Here is a 25,356-nt window from a genome sequence, read left to right as displayed (position 1 = left end):
GTATGACGCACCGTGTAACCTGGCTGCGTGCAGCCGCAGCTCTCTGCGTCGCCGGCGCGGCGTGGTCGGCCGCGCCGGCGCACGCCGGCGTGTTCGACGACAACGAAGCGCGCCGCGCCGTGCTCGATCTGCGCAGCAAAACCGACAACCTGGCGAGCCAGTTGTCGGCCGCCCAGCGTACGATCCTCGATCAATCCGGCCGTATCGACCAGCTGAACCAGCAGGTCGCGACGCTGCGCGGCGAGAACGAGGATCTGACGAACCGGCTGACGACGCTCGAGCGGCAGCAGAAGGAGTACTACCAGGATCTCGACACGCGGCTCAAGAAGTTCGAGCCGCAACAGGCGACGATCGATGGTGTCGAAGGCACCGTGCAGCCGGGTGAAACGGATGCGCTCAGCGCGGCACAGCAGCAGTTCCGCAACGGCAACTTCAAGGCTGCCGCGGCCTCGTTCCGCAGCTTCATCGCGAAGTACCCGCAGAGCCCGTACCAGCCGACCGCGCAGTACTGGCTCGGCAATGCGCAATACGCGCTGCGCGACTACCGCGGCTCGACCGCGACGTGGCAAGCGATCGTGAGCAAGTATCCGCAGCATCCGCGTGCGGCCGACGCACTCGTCGCGATCGGGACGAACCAGCTCGAGCAAGGCCAGAAGGCGGCCGCGAAAAAGACGTTCGAGCAGGTCGTGTCGCAGTACGCCGGATCGAACGCTGCGCAGACTGCGCAGGGCAAGATCGAGAGCATCAAATAAATTACCGTGTCGAATTGTTGACAGCCCTTCAATTCGCCGATATAATTTTTTGCTCTTTGGGTCGTTGAGCAAGTTGTCAGCGCAACGGACCAACCGGTTTCAAGAACGTGGGGTGGTAACTCAGTTGGTTAGAGTATCTGACTTTTAATCAGAGAGTCGAGGGTTCGAGTCCCTCCCACCCTACCAACTATCTTTGATAGTGCAATAAAAGCCTCCCGAGTGGAGGCTTTTTTGCGTCTGCTTCCTGCAGTATTGCGCGCTGCCGGTCTTACGTGCCCCGCTGCGCGCGCCGCCAGCGCCCCGGCGTCGTGCCGAGCACCGCGCGAAACGCCTTGCCGAACGCCGCCTCGGACTGATAGCCGACCGCCTGCCCGATCTCCGCCTGGCCGCGCTGCGTGTCCTGCAGCAGCGCGCATGCATGCATCATCCGGATCTGCGCGACGAACGCGCCGACGCTCATCCCGGCCTTCTCGCGGAAATGCCGCGCATAGGTCGCGCGCGACATCGCGGATGCCGCGCCGAGCGATTCGACCGTCCACGCTTGCGCCGGCGCCTGCAGCACGGCCTGGACCGACGGGCCGAGCCGCGCATCGGCAGCCAGCGCGAGCCAGCCGGCCGGCACGCGCGCATCGCGGCCGTACGCACGCAACGCGTAGGCGAGCAATGCCTGCCCCAGCGCGTTCACGATCGCGCGCGCACCCGGCTGCGCGCTCGATGCCTCGGCACGCAGCACGCTCGTCAGCAGTTGCAGCGACGCGGGCCCCGACGCCGCGCGCAGCCCGACATGCAGCACGCGCGGTAACGTACGCATCAGCAATTCACCGGCGCCGCGCGCATAAATGAAGCGCCCGCAGAGCAGGTCGACGCTTGCATCGGCCGGATCCGCGGGATCGCGATTCGACTTGACCGGCAGCCCCGCGCCGCCGGCCGCGCCCGGTTCACGCAGCGACGCGACCGGCCGCGCGCCGCCCCCCTCGACATCGGACACATCGTGCGCGTCGCCCGCCGGCAGCAGCACGAAGTCGCCGTCGGCCAGCCGCAGCGTGCGCCCGTCGGCCGTGCGCAGCCGGCACGTTCCGGACAGCAGCAGGTGAAACGCCGCTTCGCCGGGCGGCAACGGATCGTGCGGCATCGCGAACGGGCCGTCGAGCAGGCAGCGCACGTCGAGCTCGACATGGCTGCGGCCCAGCGACAATAGTTGACTCAACGCGTCCATGAGACGTTTGCGCTAAAAATTGACACTCTAGCGTATCGAAACCCTCAGCGCGAACGCTCAGAATAAGTCCTGCATCGCCCGAGATCGCGGCATCCGCCGCCTGATCCACCTCTTCTCGAAAGGACGCATCATGCTGAACTGGAACGAATACCGGAAGGAACTCACGACACGCATCGGCGACATCGCGAAGCTCTCGCCCGACACGCTGGCCGGCTACCAGGCACTGGCCGGCGCCGGCGCCAAGACGGGGCATCTCGACGCGAAGACGCGCGAACTGATCGCGCTCGCGGTGGCCGTCACGACGCGCTGCGACGGCTGTATCGCGGTGCACACGGCCGAAGCCGCGAAGCATGGCGCAACCAAGGAGGAAGTGGCCGAGGCGCTCGGCGTCGCGATCGCGCTGAATGCGGGCGCGGCGCTCGTCTATTCGGCCCGCGTGATGGACGCGCTCGGCGAGTGACGCGCGCATGAAGGGTGCGGCGCCCGCCGCATCCTTCACGGACGATCGCCGGCGCAGCCGGCCAGCCGGCGGACGCGGCGCAGTCGCGTACGCCGGCGCCGCGAAGTCGGCTACCATGCGCGAGAAGATTCATCGCGAAGGAGCGCTCCATGTGCCGCTGGCTCGCCTATACGGGTAATCCGATCCATCTCGAGACCGTACTGTTTCGCGCGAAGCATTCGCTGATCGACCAGAGCCTGCATTCGGAGCTGGGCGCCACGACCACCAACGGCGACGGGTTCGGCATCGGCTGGTACGGCCGCCCCGAGGAACTGCCGTTCCGCTATCGCTCCGTGCATCCCGCATGGAACGACCGCAACCTGCGCGAAGCCGCGCGCGCGATCCGCTCGCGGATGTTCATCGCGCATATCCGCGCGGCAACCGACACGCCCGTCCAGGAAACCAACTGCCACCCGTTCCGCCACGGCCGCTGGCTGTTCGCGCACAACGGGCTGATTCGCGATTTCCACAAGCTGCGCCGCGACCTGACGATGAAGGTCGACCCGGCGCTGTTCCCGACGCTCGAAGGGACGACCGACTCCGAGCTGATGTTCCGTCTCGCGCTGACCTACGGCCTCGAGCAGACGCCGCTGCCGGCGCTCGAGCGGATGGTCGGCATGGTCGAGGAAACCGCCGCGCGATACCGCGTTGCCGAGCCGCTCAACATGACGATCTGCGCGACGGATGGTGAGCGGATCATCGCGGTGCGCTACTCGAGCGAACGGCAATCGCGCTCGCTGTTCCACAGCACGTCGTTCAAGCATCTGCACGAACTCTATCCGCACAATCCGCGCATCGCGGAAGCGGGCGACGACGCGTTCATGGTCGTGTCGGAGCCGCTCGTCGACTTGCGCGGCGCATGGGAGGAAGTGCCGGAAAGCATGGCGATCGTCGCGCACGGGGCGGATGTGCAGCAGCGGCCGTTCAATCCGCGGCGCAAGTAGGCCGCGACGGCGGGTGCACCGTCAGCCGCGGCGCGTGAGCCGCATGCGGACCGAATCGAGTTCTGCCGGCAGCCGGCGCGAGCGCTGACGCGACCGCGTCAGCACGGCAAAGCCGAGCCGCTCGTACAGTTCGCGGGCACGCACATTCCGGGTCAGCACGTCGAGCACGATGTCGCGGCTGCCGTCGTCCGGTAACGCACCGGCCTCGAGCGCGTCGCGCAGCAGTGCGGTGAAGACGCCCGTGCCGCGCCGCTGCTCGTCCGTCGCGCAATGCGCGATGAGGATCTGCGCACGTTTCGGCGCCGGAATCTCCGTTTCGAGCACCAGCCCGCGCAGCAACTGGCCGATCGTGCGGCGCACGCCGAAAAAGCGCGCCAGGGCCCACACGACGTGAAGGTCGTCGAACATCGTCCGGCGCCCGTCATGGATGGCCATCACGGCATGCACCGTGCCGTCGGCGCCGACCGCGACCCGATGCCGGCGCCATGAGAACCGGCCATGACGCGAGCGGAACGCCTGTTGCAGGAACGCAATGCAGCGCGCGTCGCTTTCACCGAGGAAGAAGCCGAATTCGCCGACACCGGATGCAAACACCAGCGGCGCGCAAGCCGCCGCATCGTTCGCGCAAGCGGCGCGAAACGGTGTCGACGCGTCGGCATGCGGCGCGTCGAAGGATGGTGCGAGCGCCGCGGCGGGCATCACGTTGCCCGCCCCGCCAGGCGGGCCAGCACGGCGACGGTCCGGCTGATCTGCGCCGGCTCGTGCGTCGAGCAGATGAAGAAACGCAGGCGCGCGGCCTTCTCCTCGACGGCCGGATAGAAGATCGGCTGCACGTTGATCCCTTCGTCGAACATCGCGTTGGCCCACTGCGCGGCTTTCAGTGAACTGCCGGTGATCACCGGCACGACCGCATAGCCGGCGCTCGTGCCGGTGTCGAGCCCCGCGGCGCGCGCCTCGGTCAGAAACTGCCGCCCGCGCGCCTGCAATTGCGCCACCCGCTGCGGTTCGGCCTGCAGGCGTTCGAGCGCGGCCAGCGACGCTTCGGCGAGCGTCGGCGCGAGTCCGACGCTATAGAGAAAGCCCGGCGCCAGATGGCGCAGCATGTCCACGAGCGGCTGGCAGCCGGCGATGAAACCGCCGCAACCGGCCAGCGTCTTGCTCATCGTGCCCATCCACATGTCGACCTGGTCGGGCGCGACCGCGCAATGCTCGCGGATGCCCTTGCCCGTCCCGCCGAGCACGCCGAGCGAATGCGCTTCGTCGACCAGCAGGAACGCGCCGTGGCGCGTCTTCACGTCAACGAAGCGCTGCAGGTCCGGAAAATCGCCATCCATGCTGTACAGCCCCTCGATCGCGATCAGCACGTGCCGGTATTCGCGACGCACGCGCGACAGCAGTGCGTCGAGCGCCTGCCAGTCGTTGTGCGCGAAGCTCAACCGCTTCGCGCCGCTCAGCTGCGCGCCCTGCACGATGCTGTTGTGCGCGAGCGCGTCGTGGACGATCAGGTCGCCGGGGCCGAACAGCGCACCGATCACGGTCACGTTGGTCGCGTGGCCGCTCACGAACGCGACGCAGTCGTCGGTCTCGTAGAACGCGGCCAGCGCCCGCTCGAGGTCGCGCTGCACCGGACGCTCGCCCGCGACCATCCGGCTCGCGGACGCCGACGTGCCATAGCGATCGATCGCGGCCTTCGCCCGCTCGGATACGGCCGGATCGCCGGCGAGACCGAGATAGTTGTAGTTCGCGAAGTTCACGTATTCGCGACCGCCGATTTGCGTGGTCGCGCCGGCGATGCCGTCATGCACGCGGAAGAACGGCGAGTCGACGCGCAGCTTCTCGCCCATCTCGCGCATGATCCTGACCTGCTGATACTGCGGCATCGATTCGAAACGGCTGCGCGCCGACGCGGCCTGTGCCGCCGGTGCAGCGGGAACACCGGGCGCCGCGACGGCTTCCGTCGCGCGCTCCAGCTGCCGTTTCAGGGCTTTCGCGGCCAGTTGCTGGCGAAGGTGTTCTCCGAGTGCCATGTCTTTGGTTCCGGGCAATCCGTGCGTTGCGTCCGCGTTACGCGGACACGTCAACCCATTCGTACGCGTCGGGCGTACCGAGCAGCGCGCTGAGGAGCCTGTAGTTCATTTCGTGGGTGGGGCGATGCGCGATGACACGCCCGAGCAGCGGCGAACCCGCGAGCGCAAGGTCGCCGACGAGATCGAGCACGCGATGACGCACGAATTCGTCGGGCGCACGCAGCCCGCCGATCACGTGATTGCCGATGATCGACGCCGTGCACGACGGTCGTGCGCCACGCAGGATCGGCGTGCCCGTCAGGTAGCCGACCGCGATCGCGGGCACGGCCCACTTGATCCGCCCGTACGAACGCGACGACGAAATCTCGCTGGCAAACGTCCCCGGCGTGAGCTCGCCGTCCCACTGCATGTCGCCGAACCCCTTGAGATCGTCGCGCACACTGAATTCGTATCGCTCGGCGGGCTCGACGCGCAATTCGCGCCGCGACGCACCTTCGCCGTCGGCCACGCTCACCGGCTTCAGCACCCGGAGGAAGCGCTTCGAACGCTGCAATTCGGCACGGCCGCCGGCGGTGATCGCGTCGATCCAGGGCCGCGCGCTACCGTCGAGAATCGGCACTTCTTCCGCATCGAGTTCGACGATCGCGTGATCGATCTCACAGGTCAGCAGCGACGCGAGCAAGTGCTCGACCGTACGCACGCCCATGCCGTCGTCCGCTCGCAGCATCGTGCAGAGCGGTTGTGCGCGACGCACCGCCGGGCCGGCGGCGAGCCTCCCCAGTTCATGCTCGCCGCGCATGCGGCGAAACACGATCCCGTGCCGTTCGCCCGACGGGGCCGCGGGCAGGATCCGCACCTGGACCCGGCGCCCGGTGTGCAGGCCATGTCCGGTCATCGTCACCGGCCGGGCGACCGTCCCTTCGCTGGCCCGCCATCCTTGCGGCGCTTTCACCCGGCATGAACCGGCGTCGACTTGCATGTTGCTGCCCCCTGGTTTTCGTGATCCTGATTGCGTGCGAGTGTCGCCCGCGCCTCGTCGCCCAGCCCATGCCGCGCGACCAACGCATCCGCCAGTTCGTCCGCTGCCGCAACATTCTCGTCGCCGTTCTGCGCATCGAGCAACTCGACGATGCGCTCGGCCAGCGTATGCACCGTCGCGCCTTCCGCGATCGCCATGATCGACAGCTTGACGCCGAAGGTCTCCTCGACGGCCATGCCGAGCTCCATGCCCATCAGCGAGTCCATCCCGAGATCCAGTACCGACCGGCCGGCATCGACGCGCTCCGGCGACATGTGCAGAATCCGCGCAATCTGGCCGCGCAGCGCCGTCTCGACGAGCGCGACGGCCTCGGCCGCCGGCAACGTTCGCAATTGCTCCAGCAACACGCGATCCTCGCTCGACGTCTCGGCCGCCCCACCCGTTTGCAATGCCGCGTAACGGCGCGCGTGCGCGGCCGGCATGCCGCGCGAGATGGCCCCCCAGTCGAGGCGCACGACGGCTTCGCCGGCAGCCCCTTGCGCAAGCGCGCATTCGAGCGCGGCCATCGCCTCGTCCGACGTGATCGACGCACCGCCGATCCGCGACTGCAACGCCTCGCGCGTGCCGGCGTTGCGGGCCAGGAAGCCGACGTCCTCGATCGGCCCCCACGCCATGAACATGGCCGGCTGGCCGGCAGCGCGACGATGCGCGACCAGCGCCTCGAGGAAGCCGTTGGCGGCGACGTACGCGCCCTGCCCCGGATTGCCGAGATAGGTCGTCGCCGACGAATACATGACGAAGAAATCGAGCGCGCAACGCTGCGTCGCGCGATGCAGGTTCCATGCGCCCGCCACCTTCGGTTCGAGCACGGCCGCGAAGCGCGCGTCATCGACGTTGCGCAGCAGTCCGTCGTCGATCCGCATCGCCGAATGCAGCACACCCTTGAGCGGTGTCCCGCGACGCTCGATCGCGTCGATGAGGTTTTCCAGCGCCGCGCTGTCGGTCACGTCGCATCGTGCGACCGACACGTGCGCGCCGAGCGCGTCGCGCCAGCGATCGGCTTCCGCCTGCATCGCGGCGCCCAGTGCGCCGCCGCGACTCGCGAGTGTCAGGTGCCGCGCGCCGCGCTCGATCATCCAGCGCGCGGTCGCAAAGCCCAGCCCGCCGGTGCCGCCGACGATCAGGTACGCCGCCTGCGGGTCGAGCCGCAGGGTCGGCACCGCGACGCCGCGCGTCGGTACCGGCGTGCCCGACGGATAGGTGACCAGCACCTTGCCGATCTGGCGCGCCTGCTGCATGTAGCGGAACGCTTCCTCCGCACGCGCGGCCGGGAACGCGCGGTACGGCAGCGGATGCAGCACGCCGCCCGAGAACAGGTCCATCACTTCCTCGAACAGTCGCGTCGTCAGCGACGGCAGCACGCCCATCAGCTGATCGGCGTCGATGCCGAAATAGCTGATGTTGTTGCGGAACGGCCGCAGGCCGATCTGGCTGTTCTCGTAGAAGTCGCGCTTGCCGAGTTCGAGGAAACGGCCGAACGGACGCAGCGTATCGATGCTGCGCACCATCGCTTCGCCGGCGAGCGAATTGAGCACGATGTCGACGCCTTCGCCGTGCGTGCGCGCGAGGATCTCGTCGGCGAACGCGAGGCTGCGCGAATCGAACACGCGGTCGACGCCGAGCAGGCGAATGAACTCGCGCTTCTCGTCGCTGCCGGCCGTGGCGAAGACTTCCGCGCCGAGATGCCGCGCGATCTGGATCGCCGCGATACCGACCCCGCCCGCACCGCCGTGCACCAGCACGCGCTCGCCGCGTCGCAGCCGCGCCAGTTCGCAAAGTGCGTAGTACGCGGTGAAAAACGTCGTCGGGACCGTGGCGGCCTCCTCGAACGACATCGTGTCGGGCTTGCGTGCAATCGCGGTTGCGCGCGTGACCACGCGCGTCGCGAACGATGCCGGCGCGAAACCCAGCACCGCATCGCCCGGCGCAAAACCGTCGACGTCCGGGCCGACCCGGGCGACGCGCCCCGACATTTCCATGCCGATCGTCGCGCCCGCGAAACCCGTCTCGACGGCTTCGTCGGACAGCAGCCCCATCGCGTACATCACGTCGCGGAAATTGAGCCCCGTCGCCATCGGCGCGATCTCGACCTCGCCGGCTGCGAGATCGCGCGCCGGCATCGCGAACCATTCGAGGTTGCGCAACGAACCCGGCATGTCGAATGCGAGCCGCGCTCCCGGGTGGTCCGATGCGATCGACAGCGCGTTGTCACGCTCGGCCGCCTGCGCGGCCGGCAGCATGCGCGGCACGTAGCGGCCTCGCGGCGCAAGCAGCACTTCTTCCTCTCCGTCGTCGCCAAGCAGCGCCATCGCGAGTTGCAGCGCCGGTTGCTCGACGGCCTGATCGACGTCGATCAGACGGATCGGCAGCGTCGGATACTCGTTCGCCATCACGCGGCCGAGGCCCCACAACGTTCCATGTTCGGGATGTGACGACGTACCGGCAGCAAACGGCGCACCGCCGCGCGTCACGACGCACAGCCGACCGCGCGCCGTCGCACCAGCCGCCTCGAGATCGCGCACGAGCGACGCCAGCGCGAGTGCGCCGCCGTGCTGCGCGCGCATCACGGCCGCACCGTCGGCCGAGTCGAGCGATGCAAGCGGCGCCACGAACACGACATGCGCCGGATGCTCGGCCGGCTGACGCGCCGACCATCCCGCGGCGTCGCGCACCGCTGCCGACTCGACGCGGCAACCCAGTCGCTCGAGTTCACCCGCCAGGGCGATGCCGAACGCATCGTCATCCTCCTGCACGATCAGCCAGTGCGCGCCGTCACGCTCCGCCATGCAACGCATGCGATCCTCGGCCCGCGATGCGCCGGCCGTTTGTTCGTCGGCAACCGGCTTGCGCGCGACGACGAACGTCGGCATGCCCTCGAGATCGAGGCCTTGTTCGGTATCGCGCACCACGTCGACCAGTCCGGCGCGTTCGCACATCGACTCGATCGCGGCGGGCGCCAGCGCGCCGTACGTGCCGGCGGCAACTTCGCCACCGGCCGTGCCGAACACGATGTCGGAGAACCGGCTGCGTCGCGCCTCGGCGACGACGACGAGCCCGCCCGGTGCGAGCCGGTCGGTGATCGCCGTCAGCGCGGCGAGCGGATCCGGGTGATCGCCCAGCATCCGGTTGACGATCACGACGTCGAACGGCGTCGTATCGCAACATTGCGCGAACAACGGCGCGTCGGTCGCAAACGCCAGCGTTCGTACCTGCGCGTGCGCTTCTGCATCGAACCCGGCGAGCTGCTGCTGCGTACCTGCCAGCAGGTATTCGCAGCGACCGGCCGGCACGTCCACGTCGAGCGGTTGCAGCACGTCGCCGCTCGCGGCACCGATCTCCAGCACACGCAAGCGGCGTGCGTCCGGCCACGCCGCGACGGCCTGCGTCACGCAGGCGGCGAGCAGCGCGCGTGCATGCGCCCAGGTCGGCGAGGCATCGAAGAACTGCTCGACCAGACTGCGCCCGGTCGACGACAGCAGCGCGCCCTCGGACGACGCGTCGCGCAGCACGCGCGGCAGCGCCGCGCCGACGTGCGCCAGCAACGTCAGTTCGGCGACATGGGCCGGCGATGCCGCCAGCACGTCGCGCCACAGCGCGTCGCGCGCGGGCATCGCCGCGCAGGCTTCGTCATCGCGAACCAGACGATCGCCGTCGAAACGGGCCAGCCCGTCCTCGACGACGATCTCCGCCAGTCGCGCGACCTGTTGCGGGTGCGTGTCCATCGGCAGCGCCGGCCGGGCGAAGACGCCAAGCGCATCCAGTGCATCGAGCGCATGCAGACCGGCAAGCACGTCGAGCAGCGGCAGCATTTCGGTCAGATGCTGCGTGCGGCGCGCGAGGTCCGCGCGCGCCGCGACGTGCGCGTTCGCACGCTCGACGAGCACGCCCGGCTGTGGCAGTGCGGCGGCCGTGTAGCCGCCCGGCAGCGGCCGCGCTTCGAGCACGTAGGCAAATCGTGCCGGCGCGCCGTGACGGCGCCCGGCGAGATCGACGCGACGGAAGCGGCACGCGGCAAGGCGCGCGACGATCCTGCCGTTGGCATCGATGAATTCGAACGATGCGACGATCGAATGCGGGCTGCGGCGGTGAATGCGCGCCAGCACGCGATGAATCGATTCGCCGCTCAGGAAATCGACGCGGCCGATCTGGACCGGAACAAATGCCGCATGCGCATCGTCCGGTGCGGCACCGGCCTGCCCCAGCACCGCGAACAGCGGATGGAAACCGCTGTCCATCAGCGCGGGATGCAGCAGATAGTCCGACCGCGCACGCGCATCGGCGAGGACCGACGGCACCTCGAGCTCGGCAAGCGCGTCGTCGCCCGACACGCACAGCGACCGCACCCACCGGAACGCCGGCCCGTAGCTCAGGCCGATTGCCGTCGTGCCCGCATACAGTGCGTCGCCGGACAGCGCCGGACACGACTGCAGGCGGGCGATGACGGACGCCTCCGGCATGCTGTCCGCATCGAGCGTATTGCCGCTTTCGAGCAGGCGCCCCGTCACGTTCAGGTTCCACGGGCCGTCCGTCATCCGGTCGCGCGTCTCGATCGTAAACGACGCCGTGCGCACGTCGATCGCGAACCGGAACAGCTTCGCGTGCTGCGGCTGGAACACGACCGGCATGCGGATCTCGACGTTCTCGATGGCCACATCCGGCGTCCCGAAGAACGTGCGCGCCGCCGCGAGCGCCATTTCGACATAACCGGCACCGGGGAACGCGACGCCACCGTCGACGACGTGATCGGCGAGCATCGCTACGCGCTGCGGATCGAGCTGGTTCTCCCAGGCGAACGCATGCTCGTGCAGGCGATAGCCGAGCAGCGGATGATCGACGCGCCGGCTCACGAGCCCGTAGCCCTCGACGCTCGGCACCAGCCAGTAGCGCTCGCGCTGCCACGGATAGGTCGGCAGCGCGGCGTGCGGCGCATCGGGCACGAAGCGGTCGAGATCGACGCGCGCGCCTTGCGCAACCGCCGACAGGACCGAATGGGCGAGCATCTCCGCGCTATCGTGCTGGCGCTTGAGCGTCGGCACGACGACGCCCGGCGCAACGCGCGCCGCAAGCGTCTGCTTCACGTAGGTGCGCAGGATCGAGTGCGGCGCGATCTCGACGAACACGCGCACGCGATCGTCCGCCAGGCGGGAAATTGCGGCGCCGAAACGAACCGGCTCGCGAATGTTGCGCCACCAGTAGCTTGCATCGAGCGCGGTACCCGGCAGCGTGTCGCCGGTCACCGTCGACACGAATCGCGTATGCGTCTCGCGCGGCGCGAGATCGGCCAGCCCGTCGCGCACGACCGGCTCGATCGCGTCCATGCGGCTGCTGTGGAACGCGTAATCGAGGTCGAGCATCTGGTAGAAATGGCCGGCGTCCGCAAGCGCCGCGCCGAGCGCGTCGAGCGCCGCTTGCGAACCCGCGAGCGTCACCGAGTCGGGGCTGTTGGCGCCCGCGATTTCGATCGCTGCGGCGAGATCGAGACGCGCGATCCAGTCGCGCGCCGCGGCTTCGCCGATGCCGGCCGCCGCCATCCTGCCCGCGCCACGTGTCAGGCCCTGCGCACCGCTGCGAATCCGGATCACGCGCACGGCCTCGGCGAGCGTGAGCGCGCCCGACGCCCAGGCAGCGGCGATCTCGCCGACACTGTGGCCGACCGCCGCGTCGAAGCGGATGCCGCGCGCGGTCAGCACACGCGTGATGCCGACCTGCATCGCGAACAGCAGCGGCTGTGCGTTTTCGGTCGCGGCGAGCCATGCGGCGTCGACACCTTCGCACATGACTTCGACGAGCGACGCGTTGCCGTCCGCACGCCAGAGCGCATCGACTTCGTCGAGTGCCGCGCGAAACACGGCGTCCTCGCCATAGAGCCGCTTGCCCATCCCGGCCCATTGACTGCCGTTGCCCGCATAGACGAACGCGACCGGCGCGTCGCCTTCGACGGCCTGCCCCTGCACCGCGCACGCCGGCAGCCCGCGCGCCGACGGGTCGGCAAGTGCGGCGAGCGCGGCCAGCCCTTCGGCCCGATCGGCCGGCGCGACGACCGCGCGATGCTCGAGCCACTGGCGACGCCGTGCGGCGGCGGCGGCGAGTGCAGCCCAGTCGGCACCGGACTGCAGGCGTGCGAGATGGCCCGCGGCGACGGCCGCCAGCGCGGCCGGTGAACGTGCGGTGAGGACGAGCGGCGGCAACGGTGCATCGATCCTTGCCGCCGACTGCGCGGTGGGCGCCGGTGCCGCTGCTTCGGTGATGACGACGTGCGCATTCGTGCCGCCAAAGCCGAACGAGTTGATGCCGATCGTCAGCGGTGCTTCGCCGCGCTCGAGCGGCGTGAACCGATCGACCACGCGCAAGCGTCCGCCATCGAAATCGATGCCGGGATTCGGCGTGTCGAAATGCAGCGAACGCGGCACCGCGCGGTGCTTCAGGCACAGCACCGCCTTCAGCAAGCCCGCCATGCCCGACGCGGTTTCGAGGTGACCGATATTGGTCTTGACCGAACCGATCAGCAGCGGATCGGATTCGGGCCGGCCGCCCGACACCGCATCGATCAACGCACGCGCCTCGATCGGATCGCCGACCGCCGTGCCCGTCCCGTGTGCCTCGAGATACGCGAGCGTGCGCGGATCGATGCCCGCGCGCCGATACACGGCGCGCAGCAGATCCGCCTGCGTCGCCGCGGCCGGCACGTTGATGCCGCCGTGCGAATGGCCATCCGAATTCACGCCCGATCCGGCGATGACCGCGTGAATCGTGTCGCCGTCGGCCAGCGCCTGATCGAGCGGCTTGAGCAGCACGAACGCACCGCCCTCGGCACGCACGTAGCCGTCGCCGGTCGCGTCGAACGCACGGCAGCGGCCGCGCGGCGACAGCATCGACGCCTTCGAAAAACTGACGAATCCGAACGGGTGCAGCAGCAGGTTCACGCCGCCGGCCAGCGCCATCGCGGTCTCGCCCGACTGCAGCGCCCGGACCGCCTGATGGAGCGCGACGAGCGAAGACGAGCATGCGGTGTCGACCGACATGCTCGGTCCGCGCAGGTCGAACAGGTAGGACACGCGGTTCGACGCAATGCTGAGCGTGTTGCCGGTTGCCGAATACGGATCGATCGTGTTCATGTCGTCCATATTGCGGTTGCCGTAATCCATGCCCGCCACACCGACGAACACGCCGCAGTCGCGGCCGCGCATCGCGGCCGGACGCACGCCGGCGTCCTCGAACGCCTCCCACGCGAGTTCGAGCAGCAGGCGCTGCTGCGGGTCCATCTGCGCCGCCTCGCGCGGCGAGATGCCGAAGAATTCGGCATCGAAACCGGCGACGTCATCGACGACACCCGCTGCGAACGTGTAGCTCTTTCCCGGCTCGCGCTTCGACGGGTGCTGGTAGAACGCCGTACCGAAACGGTCCGGTGGGATGGCGGTCACGGCATCGCGTTCGTCACACAACAGTTGCCAGAAGTCGTCCGGTCCTTCAACCCCACCGGGAAAGCGGCACGCCATCCCAATAATTGCAATTCTTTTTTCCATCATCACGCCGGCGTCTGCAGCATCCCGGTCGGCGAAGCGGCGCGCGTGCAATCGACGTGCACCATCGCGCGCTGTATCGCGGCACCGAGACTCTCGACGCGAACGTTTCGTTGCTCGCCGAAATCGTTCGCGAAGTTGCGCCAAATAAAGTAGTCGCTATTGGTCGGTTCGGTTTCGAGCGCGTCGAACACCGAAGTCAAAGCAGGAACGTGATCGCCGTAAAAGCACAGCACGGTCGGTCGTTCCCGCATGCGGAGATAATCAGTCAGCTTGCCGATCATGCCGTCGGCATTCTCGACATGTCGAAGATAGGCGGTCAGGTCGCGCCAGCGCGCGTCGTCGCCGAGCGTATGCCGCGATTCGGACTCACCCGGCCCGACCGACTCCAGATGCAGCGGGCCATGGTTTTCCATCGTGATCGCAAATGCGAATACCGGCCTGTCGTCATGCGCCTGGAGGGCCGCGATGATCGCATCGGCCACCGGACCGTCGCCGATATACGGCCCGATTCGCGCCGCACCGCCGAAATCCCGAATGTCCAGAAAGCGGTCGAAATGCATGAACCGGAATGCCCGGTCGCGCCCGAAGAAGTCGGCGTGATACGGATGAATCGCGAGAGTGCGATATCCGCCTTGCTTGAACCAGCCCGCCAGCGACGCGCACGCGCGGCGCACGTACATGTACGGATAAAAGCGCGAATAGCCGAGCGCCGCCGACGGCAATCCCGTCAGCATCGCGAATTCGCTGCGCATCGTATTGGCGCCCCAGGCGGGAACGTCCAGGCTGCCCTGCATGAATGCTTCTCTGCGGACGCGATCGAGGTTCGCGTAAGGCTCCGACAGCACGCTTGCGCCGAGACGGCGCGCGTCGAAATAGGATTCGCTCTGGATGACGATCACGTCCGGCGTGCTGTCCGGACGGCCGCCGGAGAATGGCCCGGCATCGACCGCGCGAAAGAACGCATTGCGTTCCGCGCGCCGCAGCCCGTTGACGAGATAAGCGACGAATGTCGCGAAGAAACCCGTCCGGTGCTGGTCCGACATCGGGTCGAGCGTCAGCGGCATGCGACGCGACAGCGCGACGCAGACCGGCACGCAAGCGGCCGCGATCAGTGCGGCGGCGCTACGCGCCGTCGTGCCGGCCGATTGTTCGAGCAGAAACCCGGCCGTCGCGACCGCCACGGCGGCAGCGATGCCGAGCACCTTGCCGGCACTCAGAAACGGCAGGTAGAGACGCGGATGAGCGAAGACCTGGCTGAACAGGCTCAGGTCCGTAAAGACGAAGGGCTCGCGCAGGGATTCGTATTTTGCGTTGCTGATGACCGCCAGCAAGGCGATCAGCACGAGGGCGACGGATGTCGAGAAAAGCGGCCGTGCCGTCACGGCGAAAGTCGCGCCCGCCACGATCGCGAACGCGCAGACATGCAGTGCGATCGCCGCCGGCGAACGGGCGAGCGACGCGCGCGGATACGCGATGGCCTCTACGAGAAATGAGAGTGCGGCTGCGGCAGCCGCGAACGCGAATCCGGGCAGCACGTCACGCCTTCCCGCGCGGGAGGTAGGACAGACGACCGAGAATGGCATCCGCCAGCGTGGCCGGCAGCAGGCGCAGCAACTTGATGCCGAAGGCAAGACTGAACGGAAATGCGATTTCCACGCGGCGTCGCGCGAGGCGCTTCTTGATGTATCCGGCGGCCTTGTCCGCACTCCACATGAACGGCTTGCTGCCCGGGAAGACGTCGCTCATCGCCGTGCGGACAAAACCCGGCATCACGACAGACAGGCCGATGCCCTCGCGTGCGAGGATCGGGCGCACGGAATCGCAGTAGGCGACCAGCGCCGCCTTGCTCGCGCAATAGGCGGGCGAGATGGCCATGCCCCGCAATGCGGCGAGCGAGCTGACGACCGCGATCTGTCCGCGCCCGCGCATGCGCATCCGGTCGATGACCGGCAGCACCGCATGCAGTGCGCCGTACAGGTTGGTATCGACGACGTCGGCGGTACGCGCCATGTGCTCCCAGTCGTCGGCGGACTGCAGCGTGCTGGCGACGCCCGCATTCGCAATCATCAATTCGATCGGGTATCGCGTATCGAAATCGATCATCCAGTCCTGGACGGTGGCCGAATCGCGCACGTCCATGCAGCCGATCACGACGCGGGCGCCGCGCGCGCGGCATTCTGCAGCGACGGATTCCAGCCGTGCCGAATTTCTGCCAATCAACCCCAGCGTGATATCGGGCGCGGCATAACTCAATGCCAGCGCGCGCCCAAGCCCGGCACTACTGCCGGTTATCACGATTGCTCGTGGCCCGTTTGCGCTCACCTGCCCTCCCCGGTTGCGAATATTGCTGTTTTTCCATCGTTTTAAACGAACATTGTTTTTCAGCGGCCGTCTGGTTATCGATCTCCAAGCGCCAAGCGCTGCCTGATATTTCGACCAAGCAGCGGACAACATTGTCGATTTATTGCGTTTGATTTGACTATGCCCGCAACATGCCACGCACTGATAAGGCACATCGACGTGACGACGTGCGACCGCCCGAATCAGGGTTGCGAAAAAATGTGCGGACCATGCAGCGAACGGCACCACATGGAAATTTGCGCGGCGCGAAAGGCAGTTGGCCACAAGCTTACAACGCGCCGACGCGATCATACATCAATATTAATATTCGAGTAATACCTTACGTGTTACAACCGCTTACATCAGACGTGCGCCGGCCGTCCTGCTCCATGTAAAGGTAGAAACTCGCGTTGCCTGCAATCCTCAAGTACCGGCCGCACACCGATTCCCGAAGTACAAATATCGGAAAAAAATGCCGAACCGCTCTCCTGACCGTCCGGTAGCGACCCATCCTCAAGATGCTTTTAATCGCGCAGATAACCGATGCGCGCGACGCCACGCGGCGGACTGCATGCGGCCCATCCTGCAAGCAATTCTTAAAGTTTTCCGGCTATTTGTCAGACGTACCCTCGGACCTGGCGAGTTCGACGAAAGGCTGTCTGGTGGCATTCTGCCCCGTCCAATTGGGACGGATAGAATTCCTCGAATGTTCTTTGCAAATCTTGATGATCCTTCGACTCGCTTGATTCGCTGAACTATGTATGGAGATCGTCAGGCGGCGCCTTCGACCGGCGCCAGACCGGCGAAGCGAGCGCAACCGGACGGCCGCGCCATCGGTAAAAGTGAATGCACTGCCCTCGGTCGAGCTGCCGGCCAGCGCATCGGCGGCGTGCGGAATTCGTCTGATGGTATCGATTGTTATGGCACGTTCCCTCGTCGTGCAAAGATCGGTGCTTCTTCGATACTGACAATCGCTTTACGCAGGCCACATGGAAGAAAGGAAGGTGCCCTTAACGAATCGGCAATTCTCGCCCTTCACTTGGACTGATTCGACTACGCGCACTGAAATCACGATTGCTCACGGGCACGGCGCTCTCGCCACGACCAATAGAGAACCATCCCGAAGCCGACGCAAACCGTTACGTTGAGCGGAATCAGAACGTAGTTCTTCTTCTGAATCGCCAGCAAAATCGTCACGAGCGAATAGGAAAACGTGGCGATTTCTCCGGCCAGCAGAACTGCATTGATGCGCGGCATCGTGGAACGATAGGCTTCCTTGCCTTTTGGTGTGCGGTGAAAACCGCTATACACGCCAAAAACGGCGCGCACGCCCCCCGCAAAGTAATACCAGGCCATCGGCAAGAACATCGCGATATAAAGGTAGGTATCCCATACGGTTTTCAGAACGCTCGGTTTGTCGTCGAATCTCGCGCCCTTGCGTGAACCAAACGCATTCGCAAGCGCCCAGATTGCCACCAGTACAAAAAAGGCGAATGCGCCGAGATGAATACCCTCGCCGTCGAAATGCACCAGGCAGGTCAACGGGAGGCTGAGCAGGATCAGCACATAGATCGAAGCCAGCAGCACGGACGAGAACATCACCGAGATCGCGTGCATCCGCTTCATCAGCGGCATGCTTTGCGACAACATTTGCCCGACATGCTTGAACCCGCTGTGGATCAGGCCGCGCCCCCAGCGTTCCCGTTGAATGCGAAACGCGCTGATGGTCTCCGGCAGCACCGACATGGAAACGACTTCTCGCAGATACGCGTATTTCCATTCACCGAACTGCGCGCGATAGCCGAGGTCCACGTCTTCGGTGACCGTCGACGCATTCCAGCCGCCCAATGCGTCAACGCACTCCTTGCGCCACACACACGAGCTGCCGCTCAGCGAAGCCATGTCGCCGTCCTCGCTCAGCCCTACCGTCACGTACTGCTGGTGGCCCATTTCCATGGCCTGGAAGCGCGTCAAAAACGACGCGTCGCGATTCTCGTAGCCGATGCCGGTCTGAAGGAAACCGAGCTTCGGATCGGTGAAGCATGGAATGGTCTTCAGCAGGAAATCGGCCGGCGGCACGAAGTCCGCATCGAAGATCGCAAAGAACTCGCCGCACGACTGCTGGATGCCGTTGACCAGATTGCCGGCCTTGTAGCCCGTTCGCGACTGACGCTTGACGAGCCGGATGTTGATTCCGTCGGCGGCGTAGCGATCGACTTTCGCCCGTGCCAGTTTCGTCGTCGCATCCGACGAGTCGTCGAGCACCAGGATCTCGATCTCGTTCGGCGGATAGGTCAGCCGGCAGGCCGCGTCGATCAGCCGCTCGACCACCTCGGACTCGTTGCAGATCGGCAGCAGCACGCTGACCCGAGGATGAAACCCGTTTTCGGAAATCCGGACGGGCTGCGCCAGGTCGGTCAGCTTGCGCCGTTCGACCTTGCGGGAAATCAGCAGCACGCGCAGTTCGAGCAGCACGTACAGCGCAAAATAGAGCACCACCAGCAGGAACACCAGCTGGGCAGCATAGGAGAGCAGCGCGAGCATCGTGACCGCTTCTCCTCAGATCTTCACGACGGCGCAGATTTCCTCCAGCCGGTGCGCCCACGTATGGTTTTGCCGTACGTAGCGTGCGCCTGCCTCGGCTCGGTCCAGATCGTCCTGCGACGGACCGTGCCGAAGCCGCGAAAACAACTCACGCGCCTCATCAGGCGTATCGATCACATGGCAGAACCCGCGGAAGTACCGGTCGACCGAGCGGCTCGCGTTGGTCACGGCGATGCCGCCGCACGCGAGGATTTCGACCAGGCGCCGCGAGAACATCGTCTCGGAGCCCGTCACGGAATTCACGTTGATCGAAATCGCATGGGATTTGTACACATGCGCCGTTTCCCGATGCGGCACCTTGCCATGCACGCGCAGCCCGCTCTTCTTCGGATAGCGAAACTCGAAGAAGCGCGACAGGCGATCGTGATTGCGGTCGAATACGTTGAGCGGCAGATTGCTGTGCTCGCAGGTGTCGAACACCATGTCGAGAAAGCGGCGGCGTTCGTTCAGGATGCGCCGGTAATAGCTGCCCGTGAAGCACGCCTCGTTGCGCACGAAATTGAAGCCCGTGAAGTTATGTGACGCCGGCTGATACGGCATCACGAGCGTGTTCACCGGCACATGCGCGGGCACCTGCTGCCGATACCGGTCGAGACACTCCTCGTCGGTCGTGAACACGTAGTCGAATACCTTCGCCACGTCGATGAACGTGTCGAAGAACGCGCCGTCGTCCTTGTTCCAGAATACGGTCGGCACACCCGCGCGCCTGGCGAAGTCGACCAGGCGAAAGATCGCCGTCGGCTTGCTCAGGCGCATCGGCGGCGACTGTCGCGCCAGCTCGTAGCGCCAGCTTCCGTCCACGCCATGAAACGCCGATTCCACGAGAACGAGATCGGGCTTCCAGTTGCCGATCACGTCCGCGTAGTTGGCAGGCGTCATGGTGCGCACGCGGCATTCTGCCGACAGGCAATCCGCCGTGAAGTAATCCGTGACGAGCGCGATCTTCAGACGCCCGAAGCGCCCTGCCTGCTCCACGTCCTCGGCAACCGTCGGGTAGTCGTAGACCAACGAACCCAGTTTTCTAATGACCCTGCCGACCATTTAACCCCTCACCCTGCGACATTGGCAGTGCGTTCATGACAAATTCGCGCCAGCGGCGCTGCGTGGCCGCGTATTCTCTCGCCTGACCGCGCAACGCCGCGAGCGTGCCGCGATCGGACAGCGCCGCATCGATGACCCGCGCCAGGTCGACCGCATCGCCGGCCTTGAAAAACCAGCCGGCCGGACTCGGGCCCAGTTCGTCGCGAAACACCGGCAAATCCGGCACGATCACCGGCTTGCCCATCGCAAGCGCCTCCACGAGCTTGATCGGCGGCACGATCTCGCAAACCTTGAACGGTTTGCGCGGAATACACACCAGCGCGCAACGGCCGAGCGTCCTGCGCGCCTGCTCGGGCGAGGTTCGCCCCAGAAAGCGAACCTGCTCCGACAATCCGAGGCGCCGGACCTGTGCCTCCAGCGCCGGCCGTGCCTCGCCTTCTCCGACGATCTCGACCCGCACCGTGCGCCCTTCCCCGATCAACCGCCCGACCGCATCGATCAACGTATCGAGCCCTTCATAGCCGATCAGCGAACCCGCATAGCCGATCGTGTCCGCGTCGATCTCCTCGGGTGCCGACGGCGTAAACCGCTCGGGGTCCACGCAATTCGGCAGCAGATGCATCCGCTCGCCGGCAATCCCCCAGCGGTCCCGCGCGAACCGCCCCAGCTGCGCCGAGATCACGAACAGCTTGTCCGCGTGACGGGCCACCAGGCCCTCCAGTTGCAGCCCCTGCGCGAACCCCTGGCGCCCTTCGTATTCCGGCATGCGCGAGATGCGCGTCAACTCCCACAACCCGCGCATCTCGTACTGGAACGGGATGCCCAGTTGCCGTGCCGCCAGCAGGGCGGGCAGCGCGTTCACGTGATTCGACGCCGCGTGGATCACGGACACGCGATGCTGCATGGCCACGCGCGCGATGACCGGCGCCGCCTGCAACGCATACATCAGCACCGGCCGGTTGTTCAACGGTGCGCTCGCATGCAGATACCGGACCTCGCTGACCTGCGTGTCGCTTCCCGCGACATCCGTCAGGCGATCCACGCGATCGCCGGGATAACCGGGCCGCGTCAACGGATGCACGCGACCGCCCGCAGCGGCCAAGGCACGAACGACTTCGTGCGTGCGCGTCGTATAGCCGCTCGTGTGATACGGCAACGCGCTCGCCGCCACGTACAGCATGCTGTCCGGATCACCGACGAACGGCACGCCACGCGAACGCTGCTTCAACTTGCGCTCGAGCACATGCGCCGTCAGTCGACGGCTCATCGCGAGCAGCGGCTCGGTCAACGCCGTCTGCAACGAATCGAGCATCGTGCTCATGCTTTCACCGCCCCGGCCGCCCTCAGTTCGGCATGGGCGAGATCGGTCGTATGCGTGGTCCGGATCTTTCCTCGGGCCTGCAGGTCCAGGAATTCCGCCGTGGTGATCACGTCGTAGTCCTTCGTCAGCCGCGACAGCAGCTTGCGGTAGCCTTCGACGCGCTGGTCGTCCCGGTAGGTCGCGTGCCCGTTTTCGTCCCAATACAGCAGCGACCACGAATGGAGCAGGAAGATCGAGAACGTCGGACTGCCGCTGAACGCGTCGAGCAGCAGCTTGCCCCACCACGGACGGAACCGGAAATACGGCGACTCAGGGTAAGTCAGGCGTGCCCACCATTCTTCCTTGCCGACCTTCGGCAGGATCTTCTTTTCCGTCATCGGCACCTCGATCACGCCGTTCGACCACTGGAACGGCAGATTCGTGGGCTCGCTGTAGTTGCACTGCCCGGCATGGACGGCGCACAGGGAATTGTTGAACGACAGTTGTACGCCGGTGGACTTCAGCGCCCGGATCGTCGACGCGTTCCAGCGGAACGAACCGGCACGGTGCGCCAGCACCGGCTTGCCCGTTTCCGCCGAAATCAGCCCGCCGAAGTGGCGAATCACGAACTCCGCACGCGCATCGTCCGTGTATTGGTTCATGTATTGCGGACGCCGCGCAAGGCCGTGCTCGGCCCAGAACGCGTCCGGCAGGTATTCGGGATGCGTGTGCAGTTGCACGTCCTGCCCTGCGGCATCCAGTCGGCGCACGACGTCCTTCGTCTCGTCGAGATACGCATATGCGCCGCACTGGTCCACGAAGAACACGTGCTTGACGCCGAACTCGTCGCCGATGGAAGCCATTTCACCGACCCCCGCCCGTCCCTTCTCGTGCACACCCCACATCAGCCGTTTGACGTGATCCTCCGTGGCGCGCTTGGGCAGCGCCTCGGTATCCACCGTCAACATGGCATAGCGATTTCTATCCATCATGTTCAGTTCACTTCCACCAGTGCCTTCCAGTCGGCGTCGTTGGCCTGCGCCACGGCCGGCGGCACGATCCGCGCATCGCGATAGCGCCACGCAAGGTACGCGCGCTTTCTCTCGCGATAGGAACGGTCCTCGCCGCTCAATTCCGGCAGGTATTCCACCAGCCAGCCCAGCCGCGAATAGAAGGCGAAATCGGCCACGTCGGTCACCAGTACCGGCGCCAGCGCATCGTTACCTTTCAGCCGCGCGGAAAATCCTTCGCACGCACGGCGCAGTGCATCGCGCTCCGTACCCGGCGCCCAGATCAGCAGCGTGTTCGCTTCGGCCGAAACCGGTGCGTGCTTCAGGGTCGACAGCCACGGATATTTCGTCACGTGAGGCGGAATCACGCCCAACGTGGCCAGCAGGCGCCTGGCACCGCGCCACGCGCGCTCCTTCAGCGTGGCAGGCGGTTTCCCGGCGAGCAGGTCGTGGCGCGTCAGCAACGTCCAGTCGGGCCTCGCCGCCAGCGCACGCAACTCGCGCCTCAAGGTTCGGGTTTGGTCGATGATGCTCAATGCGTTCGCCTCTTGTCAGCAATCCTGGCGATGATCTCGTCCGCCGCGAGCGACGCGCCGTTCATCGGCACCGCGCGCTGCGCCGGTCCTGCATCGGGCAACAGGTCCAGCAGCGCGTCGACGGCAGTCTTGCGTTCCTGTTCAGTCTCGCACGCCGAAACGACAGCCGGCATCACGTCGGCGACCATCAGTGCGCGACGCACCTGATCGTCCACCAGTTGCGCGTTGGGCACCAGCAGCGCGGGAACGCCCGACTGCACCAGTTCGCAGCAGGTGTTGTAGCCCGCTGCGCCGACAAATGCATCGAACGCACGCAGATAGCGCGCCAACGGATAGACCGAGACCGGCAATACGCCGGCCGGCAATTCGACGTCACGCACCGAAATGGGCGCACGCGCCCAGACCACCTGGAAACCGGCCGCCTCGAAAGAGGCGATCAGTCCGTGCCCGATGCCGGCGACATCCTTCAGATTGCCCGGGCCGAGCGAAAAGAGGACGAAGCGGCCCGCCTGCGGCAGGCCAAGCGCGTCTCTCGCCGCTCCTCGGTCGAGCAACTCGTCGTCCTCCAGCAGGCAAACCGGCGGAACCGTCAGCCGCGTGCCGCCGTTCGTCAGGGCCGCGCGTGCTTCGGCCGCACCCAGTTCACCGGGCTGGATCACGAGATCGAACAACGATTCGTCCACCGGCACCGCCTTGGTATCGGCTTTGAGCAGCCCGCGATTGGACCACACGAGGACGGGCGATCCATACATTTCGCTGGCCGTCAGCAAACCCTTGAACGGCCACGTGCCGTCGAATACGACCGCATCCGGACGTACCCGCTCCAGCATCAGGCCCAATCGGACGGCCAGTTCACTGTTCCAGCCGAACGTCGAACTCGACGACCAGTAATGCGAAACGAAGTAGTCCGCTTCGAATCCCATCTCCTCGATGATTTCGATCGCCGACGCCAGCGAAAAGAAATACGGGCGAGCGCGGCCCCGCAGGCGACGCGCGTATGCGAGGCAACGGTTCAGATGGCCCATGCCCGAGCCGTTCACGTTGAAGAACAGGATGCGCGGCAACGCGCTCGCCGCGCCTACCGCGTGACCGGACTGCTGGTCGATCATGCGTCCCCGCCGAACAGGTCGCGCGTGTAGACCTTGGCTGCGACGTCGGTCAGATCGTCGGTCAGGCGGTTTGCAACGATCACGTCGGCGGAGTGCTTGAATTCGGCCAGATCGTGCACGACCGACGAATTGAAGAACGTCGATTCGTGCAATGCCGGCTCGTAGACGATGACCTCGACGCCCTTGGCCTTGATGCGCTTCATGACGCCCTGGATGCTCGACGCGCGGAAATTGTCCGACCCAGCCTTCATCACGAGACGGTAAATGCCGACAACCTTCGGCTTGCGCTTGAGAATGCTCTCGGCGATGAAGTCCTTGCGCGTGCTGTTCGACTCGACGATCGCGCGGATCAGGTTCTGCGGCACGTCGCGATAGTTGGCCAGTAGCTGCTTCGTGTCCTTCGGCAGACAGTAGCCGCCGTAGCCGAAGCTCGGGTTGTTGTAGTGCGCGCCGATGCGCGGATCGAGACAGACGCCGTCGACGATCTGATGCGTATCGAGACCGTGCTGCGCGGCGTAGGTGTCCAGTTCGTTGAAATAGGCCACGCGCATCGCCAGGTACGTATTCGCGAAGAGCTTGATCGCCTCGGCTTCCGTGCTGCCGGTGAACAGCGTCGGAACGTCCTGCTTGATCGCCCCCTGCTTCAGCAGATCGGCGAATGCTTCGGCTCGCCGGGAACGCTCGCCGATCACGATCCGCGAAGGGTGCAGGTTGTCGTACAGCGCCTTGCCTTCGCGAAGGAATTCCGGCGAGAAGATCAGGTTGTCGGTGCCGAGTGCCGCACGCGTGCGCTCGGTGTAGCCGACCGGAATGGTCGACTTGATCACCATTACCGCGCGCGGGTTGATCGCCATCACGTCGCGGATGACGACCTCGATCGAGCGGGTGTTGAAGTAGTTCGTATCCGGATCGTAGTCGGTCGGCGTGGCGATCACCACGTAGTCGGCCCCGGCGTACGCGTCTTCCTTGTCCAGGGTCGCGCGGAAGTTCAGATCCTTGTGGCGCAGGTAGTCCTCGATCTCGGCATCCTCGATCGGCGACTCCTTGCGGTTGAGCATCGCCACCTTCTCGGGGACGATGTCCAGAGCCACGACTTCATTGTGCTGCGACAGCAGGACGGCGTTGGACAGGCCGACGTAGCCTGTGCCGGCGATAGCGATTTTCATGCAAACATCTCTCAGACAGATAAAGAAATCCGCTGCCTTCCTTCCGGCCAGGACAAGCGCACCCATAGGCGATCCGTGCCACGAAAAGCAACTTCATTCCATTGCAAACATCCCCCAACGGCCGAGGCCAATGGGCCGTCGTCCAGGGGAAGTCTGTTCAAATTCAGCGGTGCCCGACATTGCGTTTGAATGCCGCGCTTTCAGAGCCAGCCTCCAGTGCCAACAGGATCAAACCGACCACATCGTCACA

At 65.9% G+C, this 25,356-nt stretch carries 17 protein-coding genes and 1 tRNA gene; 4 read left to right on the top strand and 14 right to left on the bottom strand.

The window, feature by feature from the left end:
* The first annotated feature begins 2 nt into the window (after window positions 1–2).
* Both ybgF and U4Y91_RS12185 read left to right on the top strand, forming a co-directional pair.
* Complete coding sequence (ybgF, locus tag U4Y91_RS12190; RefSeq protein ID WP_321805262.1) at window positions 3–752, top strand: tol-pal system protein YbgF; 750 nt, start codon at window positions 3–5, stop codon at window positions 750–752.
* Between the two features lie 109 nt (window positions 753–861).
* A tRNA-Lys gene (locus U4Y91_RS12185) sits at window positions 862–938 on the top strand.
* 82 nt (window positions 939–1,020) lie between these two features.
* On the opposite strand, the gene U4Y91_RS12180 is transcribed toward U4Y91_RS12185, so the two are convergent.
* Complete coding sequence (locus tag U4Y91_RS12180; RefSeq protein ID WP_321805261.1) at window positions 1,021–1,968, bottom strand: AraC family transcriptional regulator; 948 nt, start codon at window positions 1,966–1,968, stop codon at window positions 1,021–1,023.
* Window positions 1,969–2,098: 130 nt separating this feature from the next.
* On the opposite strand from U4Y91_RS12180, the gene U4Y91_RS12175 reads away from it, so the two are divergent.
* Both U4Y91_RS12175 and U4Y91_RS12170 read left to right on the top strand, forming a co-directional pair.
* Entirely contained in the window at window positions 2,099–2,428 is a 330-nt protein-coding gene (locus U4Y91_RS12175; protein WP_124520310.1) for a carboxymuconolactone decarboxylase family protein, read from the top strand.
* Window positions 2,429–2,577: 149 nt separating this feature from the next.
* Window positions 2,578–3,411, top strand: coding sequence for a class II glutamine amidotransferase (locus U4Y91_RS12170; RefSeq protein ID WP_124520309.1), 834 nt, complete (start codon window positions 2,578–2,580; stop codon window positions 3,409–3,411).
* Window positions 3,412–3,432: 21 nt separating this feature from the next.
* Here the strand turns inward: U4Y91_RS12170 and U4Y91_RS12165 are convergent, their stop codons facing one another.
* The 13 genes from U4Y91_RS12165 to U4Y91_RS12105 all read right to left on the bottom strand — a co-directional run bounded on the left by U4Y91_RS12165 (window position 3,433) and on the right by U4Y91_RS12105 (window position 25,106).
* Entirely contained in the window at window positions 3,433–4,110 is a 678-nt protein-coding gene (locus U4Y91_RS12165; protein WP_321805345.1) for a GNAT family N-acetyltransferase, read from the bottom strand.
* Complete coding sequence (locus tag U4Y91_RS12160) at window positions 4,110–5,438, bottom strand: aminotransferase class I/II-fold pyridoxal phosphate-dependent enzyme (RefSeq protein ID WP_321805260.1); 1,329 nt, start codon at window positions 5,436–5,438, stop codon at window positions 4,110–4,112. Before U4Y91_RS12160 ends, U4Y91_RS12165 begins: the two co-directional genes overlap by 1 nt.
* 37 nt (window positions 5,439–5,475) lie before the next feature.
* Complete coding sequence (locus tag U4Y91_RS12155; RefSeq protein WP_321805344.1) at window positions 5,476–6,390, bottom strand: UDP-3-O-acyl N-acetylglycosamine deacetylase; 915 nt, start codon at window positions 6,388–6,390, stop codon at window positions 5,476–5,478.
* Window positions 6,387–14,000 carry an SDR family NAD(P)-dependent oxidoreductase gene (locus U4Y91_RS12150; protein WP_321805343.1) on the bottom strand — a complete coding sequence of 2,538 codons (7,614 nt, stop codon included), beginning with the start codon at window positions 13,998–14,000 and terminating at the stop codon, window positions 6,387–6,389. Before U4Y91_RS12150 ends, U4Y91_RS12155 begins: the two co-directional genes overlap by 4 nt.
* A 2-nt stretch (window positions 14,001–14,002) precedes the next feature.
* Window positions 14,003–15,535 carry an LTA synthase family protein gene (locus tag U4Y91_RS12145; RefSeq protein ID WP_321805259.1) on the bottom strand — a complete coding sequence of 511 codons (1,533 nt, stop codon included), beginning with the start codon at window positions 15,533–15,535 and terminating at the stop codon, window positions 14,003–14,005.
* A 1-nt stretch (window position 15,536) separates the two neighbouring features.
* Window positions 15,537–16,322 carry an SDR family NAD(P)-dependent oxidoreductase gene (locus U4Y91_RS12140; RefSeq protein WP_321805342.1) on the bottom strand — a complete coding sequence of 262 codons (786 nt, stop codon included), beginning with the start codon at window positions 16,320–16,322 and terminating at the stop codon, window positions 15,537–15,539.
* Between the two features lie 1,086 nt (window positions 16,323–17,408).
* On the bottom strand, window positions 17,409–18,884 hold the full coding sequence (locus U4Y91_RS12135) for a glycosyltransferase (RefSeq protein WP_321805258.1): 1,476 nt from the start codon (window positions 18,882–18,884) through the stop codon (window positions 17,409–17,411).
* Between the two features lie 15 nt (window positions 18,885–18,899).
* Window positions 18,900–19,985 (bottom strand): glycosyltransferase, encoded by a 1,086-nt coding sequence (locus U4Y91_RS12130; RefSeq protein WP_321805257.1) that lies wholly within the window; start codon window positions 19,983–19,985, stop codon window positions 18,900–18,902.
* Window positions 19,966–21,306, bottom strand: coding sequence for a glycosyltransferase (locus tag U4Y91_RS12125; protein WP_321805256.1), 1,341 nt, complete (start codon window positions 21,304–21,306; stop codon window positions 19,966–19,968). The genes U4Y91_RS12130 and U4Y91_RS12125 overlap by 20 nt, the downstream gene beginning before the upstream one ends.
* Window positions 21,303–22,277 carry a polysaccharide deacetylase gene (locus tag U4Y91_RS12120; protein ID WP_321805255.1) on the bottom strand — a complete coding sequence of 325 codons (975 nt, stop codon included), beginning with the start codon at window positions 22,275–22,277 and terminating at the stop codon, window positions 21,303–21,305. Before U4Y91_RS12120 ends, U4Y91_RS12125 begins: the two co-directional genes overlap by 4 nt.
* A gap of 2 nt (window positions 22,278–22,279) precedes the next feature.
* The gene (locus tag U4Y91_RS12115) at window positions 22,280–22,831 is read right to left on the bottom strand and encodes a hypothetical protein (RefSeq protein WP_321805254.1); all 552 of its coding nucleotides are present in this window, start codon (window positions 22,829–22,831) and stop codon (window positions 22,280–22,282) included.
* A complete protein-coding gene (locus U4Y91_RS12110; protein ID WP_321805253.1) occupies window positions 22,828–23,940 on the bottom strand; it encodes a glycosyltransferase in 1,113 nt (370 codons plus the stop codon). The genes U4Y91_RS12115 and U4Y91_RS12110 overlap by 4 nt, the downstream gene beginning before the upstream one ends.
* Window positions 23,937–25,106, bottom strand: a complete 1,170-nt coding sequence (locus tag U4Y91_RS12105) for a nucleotide sugar dehydrogenase (protein ID WP_321805252.1) — start codon at window positions 25,104–25,106, stop codon at window positions 23,937–23,939. Before U4Y91_RS12105 ends, U4Y91_RS12110 begins: the two co-directional genes overlap by 4 nt.
* Between the last annotated feature and the right edge of the window lie 250 nt (window positions 25,107–25,356).

Origin of the sequence: Burkholderia sp. BCC1993 (genome assembly GCF_905339865.1) — a bacterium.
Classification (GTDB): domain Bacteria; phylum Pseudomonadota; class Gammaproteobacteria; order Burkholderiales; family Burkholderiaceae; genus Burkholderia.
Note: the sequence above shows the minus strand (reverse complement) of the source record. Positions and strands in the feature narration are given on the sequence as shown.